Consider the following 23,643-nt stretch of genomic DNA (forward strand, 5'->3'; position numbering starts at 1 on the left):
CATGAAGAAACACTCCTGCAATTAGAATGGAGTGTTTTAAAGTATTAATAAGTATTACATTATTCCGTTTTTTTACCCTCATAACATTTTCGACAGACAGAATGATATGATTCATTACCGCCAATTTGGATCTGCTCACCAGCATAAACAGGTTTGCCATCTTCGAACCGCAGTACCATCGTTGCTTTTCGGCTGCAAAAGGAACAGATCGTTTTAATTTCTTCAATTTTATCAGCATATAAGAGCATGTATTGACTACCTTCAAATAATTCATTACGGAAATCGTTTTTGAGTCCATATCCGATAACAGGAATATGAAAGTTATCGACTATTTTAGCCAATTGTAATACTTGGTCTTTTTTCAGAAATTGGACTTCATCTACTAATATACATGCAATGTTAGATTTTTCTTTTACAATATCTATCAAGTTTGTATCATTATAAATAGGAATGGCTTTTCTTTTAAATCCAATTCTTGAAGAAATGTAACCGACTTCATCTCGGTCATCTATACCAGAAGTGAAGATTAATACTTCTTTACCATGTTCCTCGTAATTGTGTGCTACTTTTAATATATCAATTGATTTTCCGCTATTCATAGAACCATATCTGAAAAAAAGCTGCGCCATTTGATTTCTCCTCTCAAGTTCATCTTACAATATCATATACCATAAGTGAGGGATCAGGGAACCCATTTACGTTAATACGATATAATGGAAAAATAAAAACACTTCTCTAATGTAAAAGAAGTGTTCATTGTAAGGTTTATCATTTAAAGAACCTCTTAGATTTGCAAGACTTTTCACATAGTCCTTCTGGAATACTAGAATTACATTTGTTTTCATCAATTGTGAAATTGTCACTTTCTGATGAGTTATTTTGGATATCTGGATTATTTCCAAGTAAACAGTTAGATCGGATTCCAAAGAAATCTATTGTGGAATCTTTTATAATAATTCCAGCTTCTCTATTGTTTTCTATACAGTTATGATCTACGATCGTTTGAATTTCATTATCAAATGATTCATTCACTTGTATTCCATTGCTTTTATTGATTTGACATATATTTTTTATAACACGATTACCAAGACCAGTTAATTCAATTCCGTTACTTTGATTTTTATTACAGACATTGCCCCAAATGATGTGAGTAATCTCGGTTGCATTAATGCCATTTAATGAATTTCCAATTGCTTTATTCAAAAACCATAAATTATCATCAGATCGAGAGAGGAATCCGTTGGCTCTATTATCTATAGCACAATTTTCGATGCAAATATGTTCATCATTGAATGAAAAACCATTCAAGATGTTATTTTTTGCCTCGTTAAATAAAAATATATTGCAATCTACAACTATAAAACCATGAACTTGATTTTTGTTTGCTTTACATTTAATAAAGTAATTAGTATCTTCACCATTAAACCCATTTCTCCCATTCATAATTGCTTCACACTGATTGAAAAAGCTTACATCTTCAGTGATCATAAATCCATCTTCAATATTATTTTTTGATTGAATTTTTTCTAATGTATTAAAATCCTCCTCTATATTTACTCCATTGACCCCAAAATTTTGTACCGTGAGATTCTCTAAAGAATTGAGGCGGCTGCTAATTGTAATCCCATCCCCTTCTATATTTGTGCCATCAAGGATTGTTTTACATCTACCTGATCCTACAATTCTAAGACGTTGTTTATTAATAGGAATGTTCACTTGCTCATGAAAAATGCCTTCATTCACGTTTATTTGAAAACCATCTTCTGCACCATTTACAGCTTGTTGAATAGATTCTCCTTTTTGGACATTTATGATATCATTTTCTTCACATAATCCTTGCGGGATACTTGTTTCACAATCATTTTCTGCAAATGTACTGTCCATTATTGATTCTTCCAACAAGATATCTGGATTATTTCCTCTTATACAGTTCGAACGGACAGCAGTTTCATCACCAGCTATATGAACGCCAGCCTCCTTGTTATTTTTTACGAAGTTTCGATCAATGACATTCTCATTGCTTCCCACCTGAATTCCAGCTTTTTTATTATTGCTTACATGATTTTTTATAATTCTTGTTACGCCATTCATTGCTAATATGCCATTTAGCACATTGTTTTTGCTGATATTGTAAAATAATGTTACTTCACTATTTATTAAAAAACCATTTTCTTTATTTTCAATTGACTTGTTAAACACATAAACATTTTCAAATGAATTAGTGGAATCACTAAAACCGTTTTTCCCATTTTTTATAGCAGTGTTGGAGAAAATATAACATTGTCCTCTTCCAAGAAGAAATCCATTTTTAGTGTTTTGTTTGGCTACACAACAAAATATTAAATTCTTACTAACATTGCTTTCTACTAATACTCCGTTAGATTTATTATTTATTAATTTACAATGCATAATAAAAGTATTACCTCTTCTTGAAATGATTCCATCTCCAACATTTCCATTTATATCGCATTCAAAAACCAAATTTCTTCTCCCGTCGTTTAGTTCAATTCCTATTTCATTGTTTATGACTTGTACCTTATGGATAATATTTTCTTGATAATTCACAAAAATACCTGTGCCTTTGAAGTTTTGCACTGTTAAATTTTCAATGGTAACTAATTGATTATTTATAGTTATGCCATTACTAACACCTAAGGTCTGCCCATCAATGATTGTTTTTCCTTTACCTGCTCCAATAATGCGAAGACCATCTATATTAATGGTAAGCGCTTCAGAGAAATCTCCTTCACCTACTCTAATAGTATCGTATGGAGCAGACACTGCTAATGCATCATTAATCGTTGGAAATTCATTAGTTGGGACTTTTCGTACGGTCATTTCGTATTATCCTTTCTAATTTTTAGTTATTGTTACATCATATGAAACCTTAAGGTAAAAGTCCTAGACAGGTGACCCTTTTTATAAAGATAGGCAATGTGGATTAGGCAATCGTTTGATTTTAATTTATATATGAGAAATAGGGCAAATGCACCAGACAAGAAGCACATATTATGCATAACTTAAAGGAAATCAATATAGGTAGGTGAGCAGAATGGATAATCTTTTTTTGAAAAATCAAATTAATCAGGCTAGACAAATGTTAAATCAACAAATGTCACGTATACAAGGAAGTAATGGGGGACAAAGTGGACAATTAAAGTTACAAAATGATCATTTTAAAAGTTTATATGAAGTAATGAATCAACAATTAAATCAAGTGAAACAGTTTCAAGGAAATGAGCAAATCAACGGTTTAATCAATCAAAATCGTGATTTGTTAGAAAAACACATGAAAAAAATGGATGAGATGTTTTCAAATATGGACTTAGAAGGGGAAAATAACTCTTTAAATGCGTTGAACAAAAAAATGAATAACTTACTGGACTCATTTCTAGAAAAAAAGAAGTAATCGTAATATATACAAGAGTTTTTTGATTAACTTGTCATAGAATAGACAACAATGTGTATAGACAGCGCTTGATTTTACTCAATTTCACGATAAAATAAAGTGAACCTTTCTTTCATTATGGAGGAGAGTGAAGGGTGATTAATAAATGTATGTTGGATGCCATGTCAGTATTAGACACGGGTTTCTAAATGCGGCTAAGACTGCAACACAACTTGGAGCAACTGCCTTCCAGTATTTCCCGAAAAACCCACGAAGCTTAAAAATAAAAAAGTTAAATGAACTAGATGCTCAAGCTTGCGATAAATGGTGTAAAGAAAAAAAACTGGTATCGATTGCACATACACCATATCCAACAAATCTAGCTGTGGATGAGAACTTAAGAAATCCGATGGTGGCATCAATTTTAAATGATTTAGAGATCGCAAATGCTTGTGGATCATTGGGGTTAGTTGTCCATTTTGGTAAATATAGTGAAAAAAACACGTTACAAGGATATAAAAATATATTACAATGTTTAAATGAAGTACTTTCTCAATGGGATGGTAAAACATTAATTTTATTAGAAAATCAAGCAGGTATGGGTACCAAAATGGGAATGACTTTTGAGGAATTGTTACAGATTCGCAATCTAGCGCACTTTTCTGAAAAAATTGGTTTTTGTTTTGACACCTGTCATGCTTACGCAAGTGGATTATGGAATGAAACGAATTGGAATGAATTTTGCCGTCATGGTGAAGAACTTGGTTTTTTTTCACATGTGAAGGCAGTACATTTAAATGACTCCAAATATCCCAGTGGTTCTTACCGTGACCGCCATGAGAATATTGGTTATGGTACTATAGGAGAAGAAAGATTCAAATTGTTTTTAAAGTCAGATTGGTTGAAAGCGATTCCGATTATATTAGAAACACCAACTTCTGAACATTTTTCATATCAACAAGAGTTGGAAATTATAAATAGATTAATTCATAAAGGGAGTTAGAAGATGATTAATGTTTATCTAGATGATTTACGACCCTGCCCTAAGGGGTTTGTATTAGCTAAAAATATTGAAGAGTGTATTGTTTTATTACAAGAAAGTGATGTGAATATATTATCCCTAGATTTTGACTTAGGTTGGAATGAACCTACGGGATACGATTTAACAAAAATGATGGTGGAAAAGAAATGCTTCGCAAAGGAAATATTTCTGCATACCTCTGATTCAAATGGTAGAATGGAAATGTATCAGTTGTTATATCAGCACAAACCAGATGATGTAGTATTGCATAATGGCCCGATGCCATATGAATTATTAGAGCAATATATGTAGAATTTGTTGAAACAGGTGAGCGGATGATTAGACTAGACCATGTTTATTTTAGAAGAGATTCTCGAGAGATATTATCAGATATTAATATCGAAATGAATAAAGGTGAACATTGGGTTATTCTTGGCAAAAATGGCTCAGGGAAAACAACAATTCTAGAGATGTTAAACGGTTATCTTTTTCCTAGTCAAGGTACTATTGAAGTGCTTGGAAATCAATTTGGGAAATGTGATGTAAGGGAAGTTCGTAAAAGTATTGGTTATATCAGTCAGTCCTTGTTAGAAAAATTGAACTTTAGTGATCCAGTTTGGGAAGTTGTTGCAACAGGTTTATATGGATTCCTTAGATTTTATCAAGAGATTCCAGATGAGGTTAAAAACCAATCGAATGAAATACTGGCTCAATTGAACTTATCTTATTTAAAAGATCAACCTTTAGGTTTATTGTCACAGGGTGAACGGAAAAAAGTTTTGCTAGCAAGGGCATTAATAAGCGAACCTGAAATTATTATAATGGATGAGCCTTGTGCTGGTTTGGATTTATATGAAAGAGAAAAATTATTAATGGAATTTGATAGATTTAATACAAATGGTATAAGTTTAATTTATGTAACGCATCATGTAGAAGAAATAGTCCCCTTATTTTCAAATGTAATGTTATTGAATAATGGAGAAATCATTGCATCAGGAAAGAAAAAAGAAATATTAACGAGTGAGAGGATACATCATACATTCCAAATTCCTGTTCAGATTGAATGGATTAATGATCGACCTTGGATACAAGTATTATAGCGTGACAAGGGTTGGATAATGAAACATATTTAACATATAACAGTGCGTGAACTCTCGGTATAGGAGGTTCAATCGGACTGTTAATCTAGTTTGGAGGCGTATTTTATGGAACAAGTCATCATTATTGGTGCAGGTCCTTGTGGTTTGTCTGCAGCATGTGAGTTGCAGAAATATAATATACATCCCTTAATTATAGATAAAGGCTGCATAGTGAATTCCATTTATCATTTTCCTACTTTTATGCATTTTTTTAGTACACCGGAATTAATAGAAATAGGAGATATCCCTTTTACAACGATTCAAGACAAACCAAGTCGGCACGAAGGATTGAATTACTATCGTTTGATCGCAGAAAGGAAAAACTTAAGGATTCAAACTTACGAAAAAGTGACATCAGTCATAAATCATGAAGAGTATTTCAGAGTATCAACCGAGAATCGTATTGGTAAAGTCCATCAGTATGAAACGAAAAATGTAATTATTGCAACAGGTTATTATGACAATCCAAATCTATTAAATATACCTGGTGAGAATTTATCGAAAGTAAGCCATTATTTCAAAGAAGCCCATCCTTATCAGGGAAGGAAAGTCGCTGTCATCGGTTTGAAAAATTCAGCCGTTGATGCTGCAATGGAGCTTCAAAGATGTGGTGCGGAAGTAACTGTTATTCATAGACAAGATTATATATCAGACAGTGTTAAAAAGTGGGTACGCCCTTTGTTTGAAAGCTTAATCGAAAAAGGGAAAATAGACATGCTTTGGAATTCAGAAGTGAAAGAGATCAAAGAGCAGTCTATCGTAATTGATCAGGATGGTATTAAACATGAGTTTGAGAATGATTTTGTCTTTGCAATGACAGGGTATCACCCAGATCATTCATTTATAGAGTCGATGGGTGTGAAATTTAATAAAGAAACGGGAGCACCGAGATTTAGTGAAGAAACGATGGAAACCAATGTCAAAGGTTTATATGTGGCAGGCGTTTTAGCTGCAGGTAATGATGCAAATGCCATTTTTATAGAAAATGGACGATTCCATGGAAAGATCATTGCCAAAGATATAAATGAGCGAAGAAATTGAGGGGGTAAAAAATGAACCCAGTAGCAAAGATTCTGATATTAGTTGGTGTAGTTCTTATCTTGTTCGGATTTGTATGGCAAGTTGGTGGACGATTTCTGCAATTAGGTAAACTTCCAGGTGATATCTTTATAGAGAAAGAAAATTTTAAATTTTACTTTCCTATTACTACTTGTATATTAATCAGTGTGGTGGTTTCTATCATTTTTTATATCGTGCGTTTGTTTAAATAATATTTTGCGTTAGAGTTAGTATCGGAGCTCCACTCTGTAAGCTCTGAAAGGTCATGAAATTAAAGTACGCTATGGGAGAGAATCATGCAATGCATTTTAGTCTAGAAGTCATTATCATATTATTTTTTGTGGCTATCCTCGCAGGTTGGGTCGATACCATTGCTGGTGGAGGAGGATTGCTTACTATACCGGCGATGTTGTTGGCTGGTTTACCCCCTGCAACGGCAGTAGCAACCAATAAACTCCAAGGCAGCAGCGGTACATTCATTGCTACTATGTTTTTTATAAAAAAGGGAGCTGTAGATCTTAAAGAGATAAGGTTATCAATATTAATGACTTTTTTGGGAGCTGTCATTGGCGGTTGGATAATGTTGCAGATACGTGCAGAATATCTCGAATTGATACTGCCTTTTTTGCTTATTTTTATTGGATTGTATTTTTTGTTTTCACCAAATATTGAAAATAAAGATCGAAAAATGAAGATGAGATTATCGCTTTTCTCCTTTTCTGTCGCTCCTTTTCTTGGTTTATACGATGGTTTTTTTGGTCCGGGTACGGGTAGTCTAATGGCATTATCGTTTATTGCGTTATGTGGATATAGTGCTTCAAAAGCAACTGCTCATGCTAAAGTTTTGAATTTTACAAGTAATATTTCCGCTTTGTTATACTTTGTATTCTTCGGACAAATTGTTTGGGCTATTGGAATCATTATGATGCTTGGTCAAATTATAGGTTCATATATTGGAGCGAAGATGGTATTAGAAAAAGGAGCTTCATTAATAAAGCCAGTCGTGATTACTGTTTGTTTTTTCATGGCTATTCAAGTTTTTTGGAAAAATTTTGGACTTTAAAGATAAATTAAATATAAAAAAACGAAAAAAGTGAGAGGAGAAAGTGTTATGGATTTTAATGAATATCAAATGAAAGCTATGCGAACTGCAACAGGATCTGACTCGGAAGAACTGTTATTGAATACCGCTTTGGGGTTATGTGGTGAAAGTGGAGAGGTTGCAGATCAACTGAAAAAGCATATATTTCAGGGTCATGAACTTAATAGAAAAAAGTTGGAAATGGAATTGGGTGATGTTTTGTGGTATTTAGCTGCAGGTGCAGAAGCTTTAGGGATTTCATTGGAACAAATTGCAAAAGGGAATATAGCAAAATTAGAAAAAAGGTATCCTAACGGGTTTGAGTGTGAGAAGAGTATCAATCGAACCATATAAAAGTTTGATGTTTTTTTGGTAAGAATAGGATATAATTGACCTATGGTAGATCGATAAAATATCAGATAAGGATGTGATGTTCTACTATGTTTGATTATATATATAAAAACAAATTCGTCTTTTTTACTTTAGGCACTATTCTGCTTTTTACAACTAGCTGTGGAATAGATGAAGCTACAATTGAAAATTCAAACTCAGAGATCGAGATTAGTTCAGGTGGTATAAATATTAATGAAAATTCTAATTCTGATGAACTTACAGAGCTAAAATATGTTCAAGAAGCTTTGTTAGTACAGATTGAATCGGAGGAAGAGTTAATAGATCGATTTGAAGAAGCTTTAATTTTGAGAAGTGGTGCTTTAGCTAGAGTATATTTAGATGAAGCTTTAAAAGAAGAAATCACCATTTTACGATTAGGCGGTATAGGGGTGTCTAATCGACAGATGGCAGAACTAACAGTTTTAACAAAGCGGAAAATTGGTGAATTTGAAACAAGCTTCGACATCAAATATACGTTGAAATCAGGAGCATCTGATATTATAAAAATCACTGTTTCAAAAGAAAGTTTCTCAGGTTATAAAGCGTATATCATTACAGATATAGATGGGGAGATTCCTTCTTTTACTTCAGAGTTAACTTGAGAACAAATATTAAAAAAATGGAACATACGTCCTATGGTAAATATATAACTTATATATTACTATTTTCTTATATTGGTATGAATAGAGAAGTAGTTATTATTTTCAGTAGTAGGTGTTCCAAAATGAACGAAAATCATTTAAACCCAAAGGATTGCTTAGGCGGTCGATATCGAATCTTATCCATTATCGGACAAGGCGGTATGGGCGCTGTATATTTAGCAGAGGATTTAAAACTAAGAGGTAAACGTTGGGCAATAAAGGAATCCAAAGGAAATGGCCATGTTCAGAATTTTAGAAAAGAAGCGGAAACTCTTATCCAATTAAACCATCCATACTTACCTAATATAGTTGATTATTTTCCTCCAAATGAAAACGGGATTAGTTACTTAGTAATGGATTATATTCATGGACAGAACCTAGCACAGAAATTTAAAAATATGAGAAATCAGCTTCCATTTGAAAAAGTGATAAAATATGCTATTCAAATATGTGAACTTCTTCATTATTTACACTCCAATTCAAAAAATCCAATTATTTATAGAGATTTAAAACCTTCTAACGTGATGATAGACCAACAAGATAATGTTAGATTGATAGATTTTGGTATTTCACGTAGTTTTAAGCAGCATAAACAGCAAGATACCGTTCATTTAGGCACAGTTGGATTTGCTGCACCTGAGCAGTTTGAAGATAAACAATCGGATCACCGTACAGATTTATTTAATTTAGGTGCAATGCTGTATTATTTTTTTACAGGTGGTCATTATTATACTAGTCGGAAATCGCTTCAACATACGAATATTCCCCTTCCAATGATCCAAGTGATTCAGAAATTACTACAATTTAATCCTGAAGATCGATATCAAGATACTTTACAAGTAAAGAGAGATTTAGAAAAATTACAGAACGATAAACAAAGGTTGGATTTTCCTAACAAAACTAGTTTGGAACTAAGCCTTCAATTCGAACCTAAAGTGATAGTAGTAGGAAATATGTATCAAGGTGCAGGCTCAACATTTACTTCTATAGCTCTAGCAAGAATGTTTCATCATTACAAAATAAAGAATGCTCTTGTTGAATACCCTACCAACATACCTGAATTGTATAGTTTATTAAATGGGGAGAAGAACAAACCCAAACAGTATGAGTTTTTATTTGATAAGTATCATGAAGATCATTGGAGCTCAAATAAATTAGAATGGAATTCAGGATATACGACATGGTATCCGTTGCCATTATCAAATGATGCTCTACTCGAGAAAAACGAATCAAAAACTGAAATTGAACCTTTACTTTTTAATATTAGAAAACCAATTATGATAGTGGATATTTCAAATGGATGGTCACATCCAAGCGTTCAACAGTTGTGTAATAGTGCTGATGAAATCTGTTGTGTTGTTGATTCCATCCCTACAAAGTTTAGTGCTGGATTATCGCAAAATAATTTAAAAACAGCAATACGATTGAAACAATCTGGGAAAAACGTTCATTTTATAGTAAATCGAGATATAAATGCAAGAGTCAAAAAACTTTGGAATAACACATTACCTTGGAATCCTAGTTGTTATATAGCAAATTTCCCATTTGAGAATGTTCATGAACATATCTGGAAAGGGAAGATGTTTCAAATCGAAAAGAATATTAAAGACAAATTAATAGAGGGGTTGTATCCATTCATTAGTCAGATTGTTCCTAAAAGTATGTTAGAGCAGCAAGCCAACAGTACGGGCAGTTTAAAAAAATGGTTTCAAATACAACATTAAAATTTAATGTGTATTTTATTAAGTGCGCCCAGCATGGGTGCAGTCTATAGGGTGAAAGTCCCGAGCTGTGAAGGCAGAAGTAGCAGTTAGCTCAACGCAAGGGTGTCCGTAGTGATGCGGAATCTGAAGGAAGCGAGCGGCAAACTTCCGGTCTGAGGAACACGAACTTCATATAAGGCTAGGTATCATTGGGTGAGTTTGCTTAACAAAACAAAGCCCTTTCTGCCAAAGATGGTACAGAGTAAATGGAGCAGATAGATGGAAGGAAAGACTGCATTCTTACCTGGGGAGATCTGTATGAAATGCGAAGTAAACTTCGTAACCCTGCTTGTGAAAGCAGGCTGAACATACAGAAGTCAGCAGACGCCATAGTACGTGAGCTGTGACGACAGTAAACGGAAGGGCTGAACATGAAATAGGAATTGAACGACTGGAATTTCAAGAGTAAGTGATGAAAGCAGACAATCCAGTACGGACTTATCTGAGGAAAGTAATGGTGAATCCATGAGGGTACTCAGAAGGGCTGAATTTACTCATGGCATGAACAGGAGAACAATTCACGTAAGGAGCGTATCTAAGAATGATGGAGTCATTATTGTCACAGGAAAATTTAATTACAGCACTCAAGCGAGTGGAAGCGAACAAAGGAAGCCATGGAGTAGACGGCATGTCTGTCAAAGAGATACGGACACATATTCTACAAAACTGGCATATTCTTCGTGAGCAGTTGGAAAAGGGGGCTTATGAACCGAGTCCAGTCCGTCGGGTCGAAATCCCGAAACCGAACGGTGGAACTCGCTTTCTTGGTATCCCCACTGTGATAGATCGATTCATTCAACAAGCAATAACGCAAGTATTAACCCCAATATTTGATCCTATGTTTTCTGAACAAAGCTATGGTTTTCGTCCAAAGAGACGAGGACATGATGCAGTGAGGAAAGCAAGACGATTCATGCAAGAAGGATACCGTATTGTAGTGGATATTGATTTAGAGAAATTCTTTGATCGAGTGCATCATGATCGTCTCATGGCAAAGTTAGCAGAACGAATCCCAGATAAAACCTTATTAAAACTTATACGAAAATACCTCCAATCTGGCGTGATGGTAAATGGACTCGTTAAACCTACGACAGAAGGAGCGCCGCAAGGTGGACCATTAAGTCCAATATTATCAAATATCGTATTAGATGAACTAGATAAGGAACTAGAAAAGCGAAACCTGAGATTCGTACGCTATGCGGACGACTGCAACATCTATGTTAAAACGTGGAAGTCAGGATTACGAGTGAAGCGTTCAGTAACAGAATTCATCGAAAACAAGCTAAAGTTGAAGGTAAACCAAGAGAAAAGCGCGATAGACCGACCATGGAAACGAAAGTTTCTAGGTTTCACCTTTAGTTGGGACAAGAAGAATCCAAAAGTGAGGATATCCAAAGTATCCATGCAACGAGTGAAAGCAAAGATACGAGAGATTACATCAAGGAGAAGTCCCGTAGCTATGGAGATGCGAATTAAGAAACTCAATCAATATCTAACAGGATGGTGTGGCTATTACGCATTAATAGATACACCTACGATCTTTCGAGAATTGGATGAATGGATACGAAGAAGATTAAGGATGTGTCTTTGGAAACAATGGAAGAAACCGAAAACGAAAGTAAGGAAACTTACAGGTTTAGGTATCCCTAGAGAGAAGGCATATGAATGGGGTAACTCGAGAAAGAAATACTGGAGAATTGCCTGTAGTCCAATTCTTCATAGAACCATGAATAATAAATTCTGGTCAAATCAAGGTTTGCGAAGTTTAATGGATAGATACAAATACTTACGGAATATGACATGAACCGCCGCATACCGATCGGTACGTGTGGTGGTGTGAGAGGTCGGGGGCTAGCCGCCCCCTCCTACTCGATTAGAAAAAAAGATTGCGGAAGCACCGCAGATTATCGACATCAGTCGGGATCTGTGGTTTTTTATTGCCTCGCTATTGGGGAAGTTATTCTTATGAAAGGGGAATTGGATGGATAAAATCTTACTTATTGTTGCAACTAATGATAGAGAATATATAGAAGGTTTTTCAAGTTACATAAGAACCTCAAAAATAGGAAAAGAGTTTTCCATTACTTTTTTTACAGATAAACTACTGCTAATTGAGCATTTGCAAAACAATGTTGCAGCTAATGTATTACTAATTGACGAGATTTGGATGCCAGTTGAAGTAACTGCATCCATAAACATTCAAATACTTTGTCAATCCGATAAGAGTTTGGAAAATTTCAATCAAAAATCTCATCCTAAATATCAATCTATAAATGATTTACTAATGGCTGTAAAAAAGTGTTACTTAGAAATGCATAACTTAGTTCCTGAAAATAAGAATAGTCAGGCTCATAAAACGAAGGTGATCTCTGTATTTTCACCATCTGGTGGAAGTGGTAAATCCGTTGTTACTATTAACTTAGTAAAACAATTAACGATGATGAATGAAGAAGTTTTTTACTTAAACCTTGAGACAATATATCCGTTTCAATTTTATATTCAAAACAATGACTATAAAAACCAATTTTCAAAACTGCTTTATTATATAAAAACAAATCCAGAATTTTTGCAGAATCAGTTGGATGATTATTTCAGTTACCACCCAGTTTTGCATTGTGATTATATTAATCCGCCTTCACAAATGAACGACAGCATAGATCTTCAATTGGATGATATTAAAACATTCATTCAATTGATAAAGGAAACGAAAAAATATAATGCCATTATTATAGATTGTTCAAGTTCATTGCATGAAAGAATGATAGGAAGTTTGCAACAAAGTGATTACATAATGAATATTCTTTTAGATGATAACCAATGTATTTTGAAAATGAACCAACTATTAAAGAAATCTAACAATTTGTATGGAGTAAGTTTGAGTGAAGTTTTGTCTTCTAAAAGCAAATATATTTTGAACAAATATACAAATGAATGTAAAAATAATTTTGACGATCATGGTTTATATATCCACACATATTTGCCATACATTCCACAATGGAAATCTGTAAAACATATTGATCAGCTATTAACTCAAAATGTGTTCAATGAGAAGGTGATTCAAACATACAAACAACTGGCTAGCTGTCTTGGAGGGAAATGAGATGGTTGATTTAAAATTATTAAAAAAAATAAAAAAGCAGGTTATTGATCAACTTCATGTTGCTGATGATATTTCTGATGAGCAATTAAAACAAATGATTGAAGAAATTATGTTTCAATTTTCAGAACAATATTATTTATCCTCAAGGCAAAAGTATGACTATGTTATGCGTTTATTTCATTCATTTAGAGGATTAGATATTTTGCAACCAATTGTAGATGATCCTTCTATTACAGAAATTATGATTAACAACTATGAAGAAATTTTTATTGAGAAGAATGGTAAAGTAACTCCCTATGAAGGAAAATTTGAAAGCCAAGAAAAGCTTGAGAATGTTATTCAGACCATAGTTTCAAAGGTGGATCGAGCAGTGAATGAGTCCTCTCCCATAGTTGATGCAAGGCTTGAGGATGGATCTAGGGTGAATGTAGTATTGCCACCTATTGCATTAAAAGGTCCTACAATGACCATAAGAAAATTTCCTGAAAAACCTCTATCTATTAAACGTCTTATTTCTAATGATTCTATATCTCAAGAAGCAGCTGACTTTTTGCAACAATTGGTCATTTCAAAATACAACATTTTTATTGGAGGTGGTACTGGATCAGGGAAAACTACTTTTTTAAATGTTCTTAGCGATTTTATTCCAAGTGATGAAAGAATTATTACCATTGAGGATTCTGCAGAATTACAAATTAGAAACATTCCTAATTTAGTTAGTATGGAAACAAGGACAGTGAATACAGAGGGGAAAGGAGAGGTATCCATTCGTGATTTAATCCGCTCCTCTTTAAGAATGAGACCGAATCGTATTATTGTTGGAGAGGTTCGTGGTGAAGAAGCATTGGATATGCTTCAGGCTATGAATACTGGACATGATGGTTCTTTATCAACAGGGCATGCAAATTCTTCAAAGGATATGTTAAGTAGATTAGAAACAATGGTTTTAAGTGGGGCAAATTTGCCAATAGAAGTCGTTAGGAAACAAATTAGTTCAGCAATTGATATTATGATTCATTTATCTCGAATGAGAGATAGCTCAAGAAAAGTGCTTGAAATTTGTGAGGTGAAAAGTGTAATAAATGGAGAAATTCAATTAAACCAATTATATCATTTTGTAGAAGAGGGTGAAAAAGATGGAATGATAACTGGAGGGTTACACCCAACAGGAAGTACTTTGAAAAATCGGAATAAGTTAAAAATGGCAGGATATTAGTTTAGTGGTGGTGTGGTTATGGTTGATTATACTCATTTTTCTTTGTCAAAAAAACAATATATTTTGACGGTGTTCATTGCTGGATGCGTATTTTTTCTAATTACTTATGTGTTTTTTATGAATTTTACCATTAGTATTCTTCTTTCAACATGTGCATTATTTATTCCTAAATATAGAGCAAAGCATTTAAACATAAAGAGAAGAGAAGATTTGATTTTACAGTTTAAACAAGCTCTAGCTAGTTTGTCATCTTCTTTATCAGCAGGGAGATCAATTGAAAAGGCTCTTGTTTATACTTTAGAAGATTTAAGAGCAATATATCCCAATGAAAATACGTATATAATTCAAGAATTTAAAATGATGAATATGCAAATTAGAAACGGCGTTACAGTTGAGAGTGTATTTCAAAACTTTAGTAACCGAACGAAAATCGAAGATATCGCCAACTTTGTAGAAGTGTTTAAAATCTGCAAAAGAACAGGTGGAAATTTAGTGGAAGTGATTCGTACAACAACAAATATGATCAGCGATAAAATTGAGATTGGGCAAGAGATTCAAGTCCTCATCTCAAATAAAAAGTTTGAGACAAGGGTATTAAATGTTATTCCTTTTATATTCATTGTGATTTTGCGCTATAGCTCACCAGAATATATGGCTCCATTATATCAAGGAAAAGGGTTTATCATCATGTTCATAGCTCTAATTCTATTGATTCTCAGTTTTGTAATCAGCCAGAAATTAATGAGGATACAGGTGTAAATGATGAAGAATTATTTTACTTATGTAAGAGAGTTTGGTGAGCCATTTCAACTAAATATACTAAATCCTATCTCATTATATTTAATAGACCGGTTAAAGCTAATGGATCATTTCTCTAATAAAATGGAGTCATTACATGTGAAACTCCAGTTTTTATATGGATCTGAAAAAGTGATTCCTTATAAAAAAATGTATGTGGCCCAAATCATCTCTACATCATTATGTATTATATTCTTTTTTATTGGAGTAGTAATTTTCATAGGAATGAGTACAGAGTTAATGGTGATAGGATTAATCCTTCTCATTGTATTACCGTTTTTGTTGTACAGAGAGTTGAATGAAAGAGTTAAAAGGAAGAAAAGAGAAATTTTAATGGAGCTGCCCATTTTATTAAATAAAATTGCCTTGTTAGTAAATGCAGGTGAACAGATACAAAGAGCACTGATCACATCTGTGGAAAGTGAGAAAAGGAACCAGACACATCCTCTTTATGATGAATTTCAAAAGGTATGTATACAATTGAAAAACAATGCTTCGTTTCAGCAAGCGCTAGAAGAATTAAGTTACAGAGTTGGAATTCATGAAGTTTCTATTTTTACAAATACAATCTTAATGAATTATCGGAGGGGGGGAGATCAGTTAAGTTTGTCTTTAAGAACGTTGTCTCATCAATTATGGGCTTCACGTAAAACAATGGCTAGAACCTTAGGTGAGGAAGCTTCTAGTAAAATGATATTTCCAATGATCCTTGTTTTTGTGGTCGTTATTTTAGTAGTTGCAGCTCCTGCAATATTAATGATGAAGTGAGGGAAAGTAAAATGGAAAAAAATGTACTTGTTCAATTAAAAAAACTGTGGAAAGACGAAAAAGGGCTTGGAACTTTAGAAATATTACTAATTATTGGTGTATTAGTTGCCATAGCTATCGTTTTTCGAAAATGGATTATTTCATGGGTAAATACTTTGTTTGATGAAACACAAAATGAAATGAAAACAAATTTGGATGGTATAAAAGAGCCTACAACATCAGGTAATTAAAAAAATGAAAATCATTAGGAAGTGCCTTTCTATTTTAAAAGAACAGAAAGGGAGCTTCACTATAGAATCCTCCTTGATATTGCCGATTATCTTTATCGTTACATTAACTACTCTTTTCTCAACATTATTTTTTTATCAGAAAGTAATATTATATTCCTCTTCCTCATTAACAGCAGAAAGAACTTCTTTTAATTGGGATAACAGCTTCAAAGATCCCATTACTGGAAGGGTCTCATCTGAAATGAAGGACGATCTTTATTGGAGAGCGTTTCAAGATTCGTTATCACATATTTTTTTATTTGGAGCAGAAGATGGAGAAGTCATTTTAGAACTCCCTGTAGAAAACATTATGAATGATTTTGATGAAGTTTTAAAGAAAATGCACAATGCTGCTCTCTTATTGCCTGACTCTTTTATAGGTAAAATGGCTTATTCTAACCATTTAGTATCACGTAAAGTGTCAGTTGAGTTACACCGATTCATTCAAATTCCAGAAGTAATGAAAATGAATAATCACGTTTATTCATATGTCGAATCCTCTATAACCGAACCTGTAGAATTTATTCGAAATATTGATTTACTACGGACGTATATACAAGAGTTAAAGGAACGAAAGATAGATCAGAACAAAGTCCAGGATGCTTTTAATCAGTTTTTTGATTTTGAGAGTCCTAATTCCTTTGCAAATCATGGTACTGCAGCAATTTATTTAGAAAAACTGGTAAAGGGAAGTAAGAATAAATTTGATACAAGTTATGGAATAAGAAAAATAGATGCACTGGATAGTAATGGTATTGCACATCAAGCTTATTTAACATTTAACGAGAAGCAACTTCGTTCTCAAATGGTAAAGGATGTTGAGTTATTAAATAATGGAGAAGAAGTAAAAGGTGTTATTTGGCATTTTTTTAGAAAGCATAAACAAACTGTCAAGGTAGGTCCTTCTAAAGCTTTTATTTCAGAGTTAGAAAGTAAAGGGATTGTAGTAGTCATCCATGATTAGTTTTAATGGAGGGTGAGAATTGAGAGATTTGTTAAGATCAAATTCAGGATCTGTTTCGATCTTTTTTATGATCATATTTATTGGCATTTTTCTATTTAATACTGTTTTGATTGATTTTGCTAGAATCAGAATAGCCGATTTACAAGCAGAAAAAATTATGAGATCTTCCATACGATCTGTGTTGTCCAGTTATGATAATCAATTACAATCTTATGGTTTATATGCCCTTACAAGTGAAAAGGATGCATTGAAAATCTTTCAGGAAGTTTATAAGAAGAATTTGTCTTTTTCTAATGTAGGAGATACTACACATCTAAGTACTTTAGTTTTAAATCAGGATTCAATTAAAATTTCAGGAATTGATTCCTTAGCCAACGAAGGCATATTTCAGCAACAAATCCTAGAGGAGATGAAATATAGAGCACCTATTGAATTTATGTTAAGCGTATTAGAGCCATTTCAGAAAGAAGGGTTATCTGATGATTTAAAGGGAACTTCAACATTTTTAAAACAAGCAGAAGATATCGAAAAATTAATTGTTAATAGAGAGGAACACTTGGATTCTGTGTGGACACAAATACAGCAAATTATAGGGACCTCAGGTGTGATTAGAAAATACTATCATTATTATGATCAGCAGTTTAATAAGATCAATGATTTAGCAGGTGAAATTGGACTCAAACAAGTTGATGAAATTAGACAGGAAATAAAAAATTTACAACAAGGTGTAGACTACAATCAACAGAAGATGGATGATCTCAATGAAAAAAAAGAAAAAAGCGAGACTGAGGCAGAAAAAGCTATTTTGCAAACAAAAATTAATAATTTAGAAAAATCAATAAATGAAATAAAGGATCGAATTTCCGATCTAGAGACTTTAGTTAAAAAGATAAAACAATATGTAGAAACGATTTTAATTACTGAACTGCAATTAGATAAGGACTACATACAGCTACTAGACGCACAAACATGGATAAATTCAAATATACAAAAAGCACAAAAAGTAAATGATGAATTAGTTGATAAATTAGAAAATGAAAAAATAATGGGAGCAGAGTACATAAGTACTTATGATCAAACTTATTTTAGAAAGTTAGAGAGTGAAATAGGAGTTATCATCAGTTTGTTTAGTGGAATGAAATCACAATTTGATTCAACAAAGTTGCTTACTGGATCAGATTATATAATTCGGCATCAAAAATTGTTAGATGCCAATGAAAGAATGCTGAATTACGGATCAGAATTTTATAACACACAATCAATTATTGAAAATAAACGGATGGATAATAACGATAAAATGAAAGATCGACAAGATGAGCAACGTCAAAAAACAGAAAGCGAATTAAAACAAGTTACAAAGTTATTACATTCATGTAATGGTACAGAACAGCCAGCATATGGAAAATTAGAAGGTTTTAAGGAAAAATATGATCAATTTAATCAAAATAATGCAATCGAAACTTTAAATTCCTCTATTGATTTAAAAAATGGTGCTGAAGATGTTGGTAAGCAAGCAATGTCTATAGTAAATAAAATATCAGCTGCACTATTAAGTGTAAGAGATGAAGTATATATGAATGAATTTGCTCTTACAAAATTTAATTACAGAACATTAGAAGATTCAAATGAATTATCAGCTCCTCAGCATCACACATTATTCAATCAAGAGGTTGAATATATCCTTTATGGTTTTAATCATTGTGAATTGAATCAAAGCTCGGCTTTTTCTGAAGTTTTTTTACTTCGCTTAGCGATTAGGACAATGGAAGCTTTAAGTGATCCTGAACAATCTATCCTTAAGGTAGGTTCACCCTTGTTGTCATTTTTATGGGCACTAGCTGAAGGAGCATCTGCAGCTTATAACGATATGGAGAAACTTATTTCAGGTGAAGAAGTGAATTTATCTAAAAAGTTATCTAGAAGTATACGTCTTGATTATAAAGATTATTTAAGAGTTTTTCTTTTTTTACATAGCAATAATTCCAACATGCTCAGTCGATTGTTATCGTTAATAGAATTAAACACTGAACAAGATTTGACTCTAAAACACGTCAGTGTTGAAGCCTCTGTTGAAACTTCGATACGATTGTGGTTTATTCCAAGAACGATGGAAATGTTTAATCGAGATGTACAAGGTGATGAAGTAATCATGAACAAAACTATATTTCTTTCTTATTAGAAGTAAATAATCATGTTCACATTGGAAGTGAGAATGGATATGTTGAAGCAAAATCGGGGAAGTCTGGTGTTAGAAGCAAGTATTGTATTACCCATATTTATATCTGTTTTTTTAGCCCTTATTTCATTTTTACAAATTGCTTTGGCAGAAATGGCTCTTCATCAAGCAGTGAATGAAGCAACGAAAATGACTGCGACCCATGTATACCCTGTCTATATATTAAACAATAATCAATCAATTCAAACCTTTCAAAATGATATGACTAACATGATCCCTGAGGAAATGAACTTATTAGTAGAATTACAAAAAGACAATATAAACAATATCACAAATGAAATTTTAAACGTCATTTTTTTACCTTATTTGTTGTTATTTATCGATGAGGATATTTTACAAAAGGATCAAATACAAGTGATTAAAGTGATTTTACCAAATCTTCAAAATAAACAAAATGCCTATTTCTCCATAGAGGCTAGTTATTCTATGAAGTTATTACTTCCATTTATTGAACGTGAGGTTATGATTCAGAAAAAATCACTTGAACGAGTATGGATTGGAGGTTGATCTCAAATTCAATATTACATTTTAATGATTTTTATTTTGTTAGCATTTTATACAGATTTAACTAGACATAAAATACCCAACGTGATTACCATGACAGCGCTACTTTCTGCATGGCTGTATCATATTATAAATAGTGGATTTTATGGATTATGGTTTTCTTTTATGGGTTTATTCGTTGTAATGCTTCCTATGGTTTTATTATATTCAATTAGGGCAGTAGCTGCAGGTGATGTAAAGCTATTTGGAGCTATAGGAGCATGGGTTGGCTTAAAATTATCGTTATATATCCTTGTGTATTCTATATTATTTTCAGTTTTGATAGGGATGTGTATCTTACTATTCAAAAAAGAGAACTGGAGTCGAATCAAAACTATTTATTTAACCCTTTTTCATGTTTTTATATATCGAGACATTAAGTTGCTTCATTTGTTTGCAACAAAAAAAAATTTGCGATTTCCATTTATGATTGCGGTATTACCAGGTGTTGTTGCTGCTTACTGTCATTTTTGAAAGGAGTGATATAGAAAATGATCAATGAAATCAGTGATACTTCTGTTGGGAAAATAGTGGATTTCCATTTTGATTATATTCAACAAGATGGATTTTATATTGTATTGTCAAAACCTAATTTTAGAAGGGATATGTTATCGAATTTACAACTCAAAATGATAGAGGGTAATTTGCCTCAACAATTATTGCCAATGCAAATAGATGAACGAAATTTAAATGTACGACTTTTATTTGATTACACAAATAAAAGAATGCTGACTCAACAACTAAAAGTCGAACAAATTACTATAAAAGAATTTTATAAAATTGTATTGCAAATTGTGAATATCATTCATAAACATAAAGCTATGTTATTGAATGAATTAAATTATATCATTCATCCTGATTTTATTTTTATAGGTAGGGATGTTACAGATATTTACTTAACTTATGTACCATTAAAACAATTAAATGAAAGGGAACCTGTTATTGTACAAATAAAACAGCTAGTTTTAACATTAACTGAATATGTTCAAGATATGAAAGGGAATGAATTGCAACAAATACTCACATTATTAAGTGAAGGGAATGTTTCTTTAAAAACGATAAAAGATGAAGTTTTACAATGGTTAGAAGATGGATTTGAAGAACATAATGATAATGAAATAAATGATTTGAATAATTTGAATGACATGAAAGAAACAGACAGACCTGAATTAGAAGACAGCATGCATACTTTAAATGGCGTATATAATGATAATATCATAAGGTCAACACCAGTAGCGCTCTTAGATTTTATCCATGGAAAAAATCGTACGATTATAATAACGATCTCAGTTTTGATCGTTGCCATGACATGGAGGTTTTATTTAGCATACGAATCATCAATTTTTTACATTATTGCTCTTGGAATATCCATTTTTATGATTGTTTTAAATCTTTTCATATTTTGGATTGGAAAAAAGTATAATCGAAATAATAAAGAATATGAATCTGAGGAAAGAGTAGCCGATCAATCTAATTCAGTAAAAGAAGATGTGAACTTAGTGGAGATTTTTGAACAAACACAAGATGAGACATACTTTCAACAATTACCCAATCACACGACGATATTAACTCCTTCAGATCAAACTGTCTTATTAGGATCTGGGAGTCTACTTGAATTCAATAAAGTAAAAGAACCTGAAGTATATTTAAATATTTCAGAGTTAGGTAATTCTGAAGTTGAGAGAGTAGATGTGGAAATTGAACATTTTTTAATAGGAAGAGATCCAACAATAGTAAATTATGAAATTAATAAAGTGGGAGTTTCAAGAGCTCATTTAGAAATTATAAAAGTTGATGAAGGACAATATGAAATAAAGGATCTTGGTTCTAAAAATGGAAGTTTTTTAAATGATGAAAAGCTAACTCCTTATAAAACATATTCGTTAAAACATGATGACCGCATTCATATCATTTCAGTAGATATGAAATTCATAGTTATCAAACATGATTATAATTTGAATAATATAGAAAAGAGGGAATAATACAATTGAATAAAATTAGATATAATTGAATAATTATAAATATAAATATCAAGAGAGTTCTTAGGCTTTTTTCAATATTTAAATATGAAATATGAAATAATTTAAACTTTTTACTTGTAAGCGTTACAAAAAGGCTTAATATATGTTACTCTAGATCTAAGATTTATTATAAAAATATAATAAATATACAATAAACATACAAAAGAAGTTCTTTATATATTAAATATAATAATCTTCTTTAAATATATGAGCTGATATTAATAAAACAACTTGGCATATAGGAAAGTATAATTTATGTATATTTACTTTATGTGAGAGGAGAATTATAGTGAATTCTGTAGAATTAATGAAATCGATGTCAAATTTTCTGATTATTATTTCTAGCATTTTTCTTACGGGATGTACTATCACTAGTAATTCTAACTTAGAACACACTACACTTGAATACTTAGGTCACTCCAGTATAAAAATTGTTACAGATCAAGGAAAGGTCATTTATATTGATCCATGGGCTGGTGATAACTATGATGAGCCAGCAGATATTGTGTTAATCACTCATTTTCATTATGATCATGCTGACATTGAAAAAGTTGAAACTAAAAAAAGCACTGTATATATTACACCATACTTTGATTTCAAGAAGAAAAGCATTCATAGTGAATTGCCTGGTTATTCTATTAAGATTGAGGGAATAAAAATTAATGCTGTTGCAGCCTATAATGAATTTCATAAAAAAGAAGAATCCTTTGGTTATATTTTGGAATTAGGAGATGTCTTGTTATATCATGCTGGAGATACATCTTACATAGAGGAAATGAAGTTATTATCAAATAAAAATTTAACCTATGCTTTATTACCAGTTGATGGGATATATAATATGGATCCAGAAGAAGCAGCTGAGGTAGCAAAAATGATTAATGCGGAAAAAGTAATTCCTATTAGCACAGGTGAAGACGGATTTTATAATGTAGAGAATATTAGAAAGTTTAACGTTGAGAATAAAGAAGTATTGAAACCTGGGGACGTTATTGAATTGATCAATAATGACTAACTAAAGTACCCCCCTTGTTTTATGTAAACAAAGGCGGTACTTTTTATATTTAAAAATGTACAAAATGTTACATAATGAAATCCGTCCTACAATTTATTTGTATTTTGAATGTGTTACGATAAATTTTTAGGACTATCCATGCAGGTCTAATATAACTTGCTTAAAATCAATCTCATGAGCAGCTATACCTAACCCAGTAAGGATTGCTGCAATAATAATAAGTGTAATCAT

General features: G+C 32.3%; 25 protein-coding genes. 23 read left to right on the top strand and 2 right to left on the bottom strand.

Going from position 1 to position 23,643, the window contains the following annotated elements; translation table 11 throughout:
* Positions 1-59: 59 nt before the first annotated feature.
* On the bottom strand, positions 60-629 hold the full coding sequence (locus VQL36_RS09125) for a thymidine kinase (RefSeq protein WP_349249010.1): 570 nt from the start codon (positions 627-629) through the stop codon (positions 60-62).
* Positions 630-768: 139 nt separating this feature from the next.
* Positions 769-2,838, bottom strand: a complete 2,070-nt coding sequence (locus tag VQL36_RS09130) for a right-handed parallel beta-helix repeat-containing protein (RefSeq protein WP_349249011.1) — start codon at positions 2,836-2,838, stop codon at positions 769-771.
* Positions 2,839-3,052: 214 nt separating this feature from the next.
* On the opposite strand from VQL36_RS09130, the gene VQL36_RS09135 reads away from it, so the two are divergent.
* The 23 genes from VQL36_RS09135 (at position 3,053) to VQL36_RS09245 (ending at position 23,412) form a co-directional block, all read left to right on the top strand.
* Positions 3,053-3,409 carry a hypothetical protein gene (locus tag VQL36_RS09135; protein ID WP_349249012.1) on the top strand — a complete coding sequence of 119 codons (357 nt, stop codon included), beginning with the start codon at positions 3,053-3,055 and terminating at the stop codon, positions 3,407-3,409.
* A gap of 145 nt (positions 3,410-3,554) precedes the next feature.
* Entirely contained in the window at positions 3,555-4,391 is an 837-nt protein-coding gene (locus tag VQL36_RS09140; protein ID WP_349249013.1) for a deoxyribonuclease IV, read from the top strand.
* Between the two features lie 3 nt (positions 4,392-4,394).
* Positions 4,395-4,721, top strand: a complete 327-nt coding sequence (locus VQL36_RS09145; protein WP_349249014.1) for a cyclic-phosphate processing receiver domain-containing protein — start codon at positions 4,395-4,397, stop codon at positions 4,719-4,721.
* Between the two features lie 23 nt (positions 4,722-4,744).
* Positions 4,745-5,509, top strand: a complete 765-nt coding sequence (locus tag VQL36_RS09150) for an ABC transporter ATP-binding protein (protein WP_349249015.1) — start codon at positions 4,745-4,747, stop codon at positions 5,507-5,509.
* A gap of 105 nt (positions 5,510-5,614) precedes the next feature.
* Positions 5,615-6,589: a YpdA family putative bacillithiol disulfide reductase gene (locus VQL36_RS09155; RefSeq protein WP_349249016.1), complete on the top strand. Its 975-nt coding sequence runs from the start codon at positions 5,615-5,617 to the stop codon at positions 6,587-6,589.
* An 11-nt stretch (positions 6,590-6,600) separates the two neighbouring features.
* The gene (locus tag VQL36_RS09160) at positions 6,601-6,819 is read left to right on the top strand and encodes a DUF2905 domain-containing protein (protein ID WP_349249017.1); all 219 of its coding nucleotides are present in this window, start codon (positions 6,601-6,603) and stop codon (positions 6,817-6,819) included.
* 89 nt (positions 6,820-6,908) lie between these two features.
* Positions 6,909-7,670 carry a TSUP family transporter gene (locus tag VQL36_RS09165; RefSeq protein WP_349249018.1) on the top strand — a complete coding sequence of 254 codons (762 nt, stop codon included), beginning with the start codon at positions 6,909-6,911 and terminating at the stop codon, positions 7,668-7,670.
* 48 nt (positions 7,671-7,718) lie between these two features.
* On the top strand, positions 7,719-8,042 hold the full coding sequence (locus VQL36_RS09170; protein WP_349249019.1) for a nucleoside triphosphate pyrophosphohydrolase family protein: 324 nt from the start codon (positions 7,719-7,721) through the stop codon (positions 8,040-8,042).
* 86 nt (positions 8,043-8,128) lie between these two features.
* A complete protein-coding gene (locus VQL36_RS09175) occupies positions 8,129-8,683 on the top strand; it encodes a hypothetical protein (protein ID WP_349249020.1) in 555 nt (184 codons plus the stop codon).
* A gap of 122 nt (positions 8,684-8,805) precedes the next feature.
* Positions 8,806-10,446: a serine/threonine-protein kinase gene (locus VQL36_RS09180; protein ID WP_349249021.1), complete on the top strand. Its 1,641-nt coding sequence runs from the start codon at positions 8,806-8,808 to the stop codon at positions 10,444-10,446.
* 245 nt (positions 10,447-10,691) lie between these two features.
* Complete coding sequence (locus tag VQL36_RS09185; RefSeq protein WP_349248363.1) at positions 10,692-10,832, top strand: hypothetical protein; 141 nt, start codon at positions 10,692-10,694, stop codon at positions 10,830-10,832.
* Positions 10,833-11,026: 194 nt separating this feature from the next.
* Positions 11,027-12,289, top strand: coding sequence for a group II intron reverse transcriptase/maturase (ltrA, locus tag VQL36_RS09190; RefSeq protein WP_349248364.1), 1,263 nt, complete (start codon positions 11,027-11,029; stop codon positions 12,287-12,289).
* Between the two features lie 177 nt (positions 12,290-12,466).
* On the top strand, positions 12,467-13,585 hold the full coding sequence (locus VQL36_RS09195; RefSeq protein ID WP_349249022.1) for an AAA family ATPase: 1,119 nt from the start codon (positions 12,467-12,469) through the stop codon (positions 13,583-13,585).
* Between the two features lies 1 nt (position 13,586).
* The gene (locus VQL36_RS09200; protein ID WP_349249023.1) at positions 13,587-14,801 is read left to right on the top strand and encodes a CpaF family protein; all 1,215 of its coding nucleotides are present in this window, start codon (positions 13,587-13,589) and stop codon (positions 14,799-14,801) included.
* Between the two features lie 18 nt (positions 14,802-14,819).
* Entirely contained in the window at positions 14,820-15,560 is a 741-nt protein-coding gene (locus VQL36_RS09205) for a type II secretion system F family protein (protein ID WP_349249024.1), read from the top strand.
* A complete protein-coding gene (locus VQL36_RS09210) occupies positions 15,561-16,367 on the top strand; it encodes a type II secretion system F family protein (RefSeq protein ID WP_349249025.1) in 807 nt (268 codons plus the stop codon).
* A gap of 11 nt (positions 16,368-16,378) precedes the next feature.
* Positions 16,379-16,597, top strand: coding sequence for a Flp1 family type IVb pilin (locus VQL36_RS09215; RefSeq protein WP_349249026.1), 219 nt, complete (start codon positions 16,379-16,381; stop codon positions 16,595-16,597).
* Positions 16,598-16,838: 241 nt separating this feature from the next.
* Entirely contained in the window at positions 16,839-17,600 is a 762-nt protein-coding gene (locus tag VQL36_RS09220; RefSeq protein ID WP_349249027.1) for a hypothetical protein, read from the top strand.
* Between the two features lie 19 nt (positions 17,601-17,619).
* Entirely contained in the window at positions 17,620-19,779 is a 2,160-nt protein-coding gene (locus VQL36_RS09225; RefSeq protein ID WP_349249028.1) for a hypothetical protein, read from the top strand.
* A 33-nt stretch (positions 19,780-19,812) separates the two neighbouring features.
* A complete protein-coding gene (locus VQL36_RS09230; RefSeq protein WP_349249029.1) occupies positions 19,813-20,343 on the top strand; it encodes a TadE family protein in 531 nt (176 codons plus the stop codon).
* Positions 20,344-20,367: 24 nt separating this feature from the next.
* Complete coding sequence (locus VQL36_RS09235; protein ID WP_349249030.1) at positions 20,368-20,853, top strand: prepilin peptidase; 486 nt, start codon at positions 20,368-20,370, stop codon at positions 20,851-20,853.
* A gap of 17 nt (positions 20,854-20,870) precedes the next feature.
* Positions 20,871-22,361, top strand: coding sequence for a DUF6382 domain-containing protein (locus VQL36_RS09240; RefSeq protein ID WP_349249031.1), 1,491 nt, complete (start codon positions 20,871-20,873; stop codon positions 22,359-22,361).
* Positions 22,362-22,689: 328 nt separating this feature from the next.
* Positions 22,690-23,412, top strand: coding sequence for an MBL fold metallo-hydrolase (locus tag VQL36_RS09245; RefSeq protein WP_349249032.1), 723 nt, complete (start codon positions 22,690-22,692; stop codon positions 23,410-23,412).
* Positions 23,413-23,643 lie beyond the last annotated feature (231 nt).

Origin of the sequence: Chengkuizengella sp. SCS-71B (assembly GCF_040100845.1) — a bacterium.
In the GTDB taxonomy this organism is placed as follows: domain Bacteria; phylum Bacillota; class Bacilli; order Paenibacillales; family KCTC-33759; genus Chengkuizengella.

Coding starts and splice junctions, on each gene's coding strand:
- VQL36_RS09125 (WP_349249010.1), bottom strand. CDS start 629: ATGGCGCAGCTTTTTTTCAGATATGGTTCTATGAATAGCGGAAAATCA.
- VQL36_RS09130 (WP_349249011.1), bottom strand. CDS start 2,838: ATGACCGTACGAAAAGTCCCAACTAATGAATTTCCAACGATTAATGAT.
- VQL36_RS09135 (WP_349249012.1), top strand. CDS start 3,053: ATGGATAATCTTTTTTTGAAAAATCAAATTAATCAGGCTAGACAAATG.
- VQL36_RS09140 (WP_349249013.1), top strand. CDS start 3,555: ATGTATGTTGGATGCCATGTCAGTATTAGACACGGGTTTCTAAATGCG.
- VQL36_RS09145 (WP_349249014.1), top strand. CDS start 4,395: ATGATTAATGTTTATCTAGATGATTTACGACCCTGCCCTAAGGGGTTT.
- VQL36_RS09150 (WP_349249015.1), top strand. CDS start 4,745: ATGATTAGACTAGACCATGTTTATTTTAGAAGAGATTCTCGAGAGATA.
- VQL36_RS09155 (WP_349249016.1), top strand. CDS start 5,615: ATGGAACAAGTCATCATTATTGGTGCAGGTCCTTGTGGTTTGTCTGCA.
- VQL36_RS09160 (WP_349249017.1), top strand. CDS start 6,601: ATGAACCCAGTAGCAAAGATTCTGATATTAGTTGGTGTAGTTCTTATC.
- VQL36_RS09165 (WP_349249018.1), top strand. CDS start 6,909: ATGCATTTTAGTCTAGAAGTCATTATCATATTATTTTTTGTGGCTATC.
- VQL36_RS09170 (WP_349249019.1), top strand. CDS start 7,719: ATGGATTTTAATGAATATCAAATGAAAGCTATGCGAACTGCAACAGGA.
- VQL36_RS09175 (WP_349249020.1), top strand. CDS start 8,129: ATGTTTGATTATATATATAAAAACAAATTCGTCTTTTTTACTTTAGGC.
- VQL36_RS09180 (WP_349249021.1), top strand. CDS start 8,806: ATGAACGAAAATCATTTAAACCCAAAGGATTGCTTAGGCGGTCGATAT.
- VQL36_RS09185 (WP_349248363.1), top strand. CDS start 10,692: ATGGAGCAGATAGATGGAAGGAAAGACTGCATTCTTACCTGGGGAGAT.
- ltrA (WP_349248364.1), top strand. CDS start 11,027: ATGATGGAGTCATTATTGTCACAGGAAAATTTAATTACAGCACTCAAG.
- VQL36_RS09195 (WP_349249022.1), top strand. CDS start 12,467: ATGGATAAAATCTTACTTATTGTTGCAACTAATGATAGAGAATATATA.
- VQL36_RS09200 (WP_349249023.1), top strand. CDS start 13,587: ATGGTTGATTTAAAATTATTAAAAAAAATAAAAAAGCAGGTTATTGAT.
- VQL36_RS09205 (WP_349249024.1), top strand. CDS start 14,820: ATGGTTGATTATACTCATTTTTCTTTGTCAAAAAAACAATATATTTTG.
- VQL36_RS09210 (WP_349249025.1), top strand. CDS start 15,561: ATGATGAAGAATTATTTTACTTATGTAAGAGAGTTTGGTGAGCCATTT.
- VQL36_RS09215 (WP_349249026.1), top strand. CDS start 16,379: ATGGAAAAAAATGTACTTGTTCAATTAAAAAAACTGTGGAAAGACGAA.
- VQL36_RS09220 (WP_349249027.1), top strand. CDS start 16,839: ATGAAGGACGATCTTTATTGGAGAGCGTTTCAAGATTCGTTATCACAT.
- VQL36_RS09230 (WP_349249029.1), top strand. CDS start 19,813: ATGGATATGTTGAAGCAAAATCGGGGAAGTCTGGTGTTAGAAGCAAGT.
- VQL36_RS09235 (WP_349249030.1), top strand. CDS start 20,368: ATGATTTTTATTTTGTTAGCATTTTATACAGATTTAACTAGACATAAA.
- VQL36_RS09240 (WP_349249031.1), top strand. CDS start 20,871: ATGATCAATGAAATCAGTGATACTTCTGTTGGGAAAATAGTGGATTTC.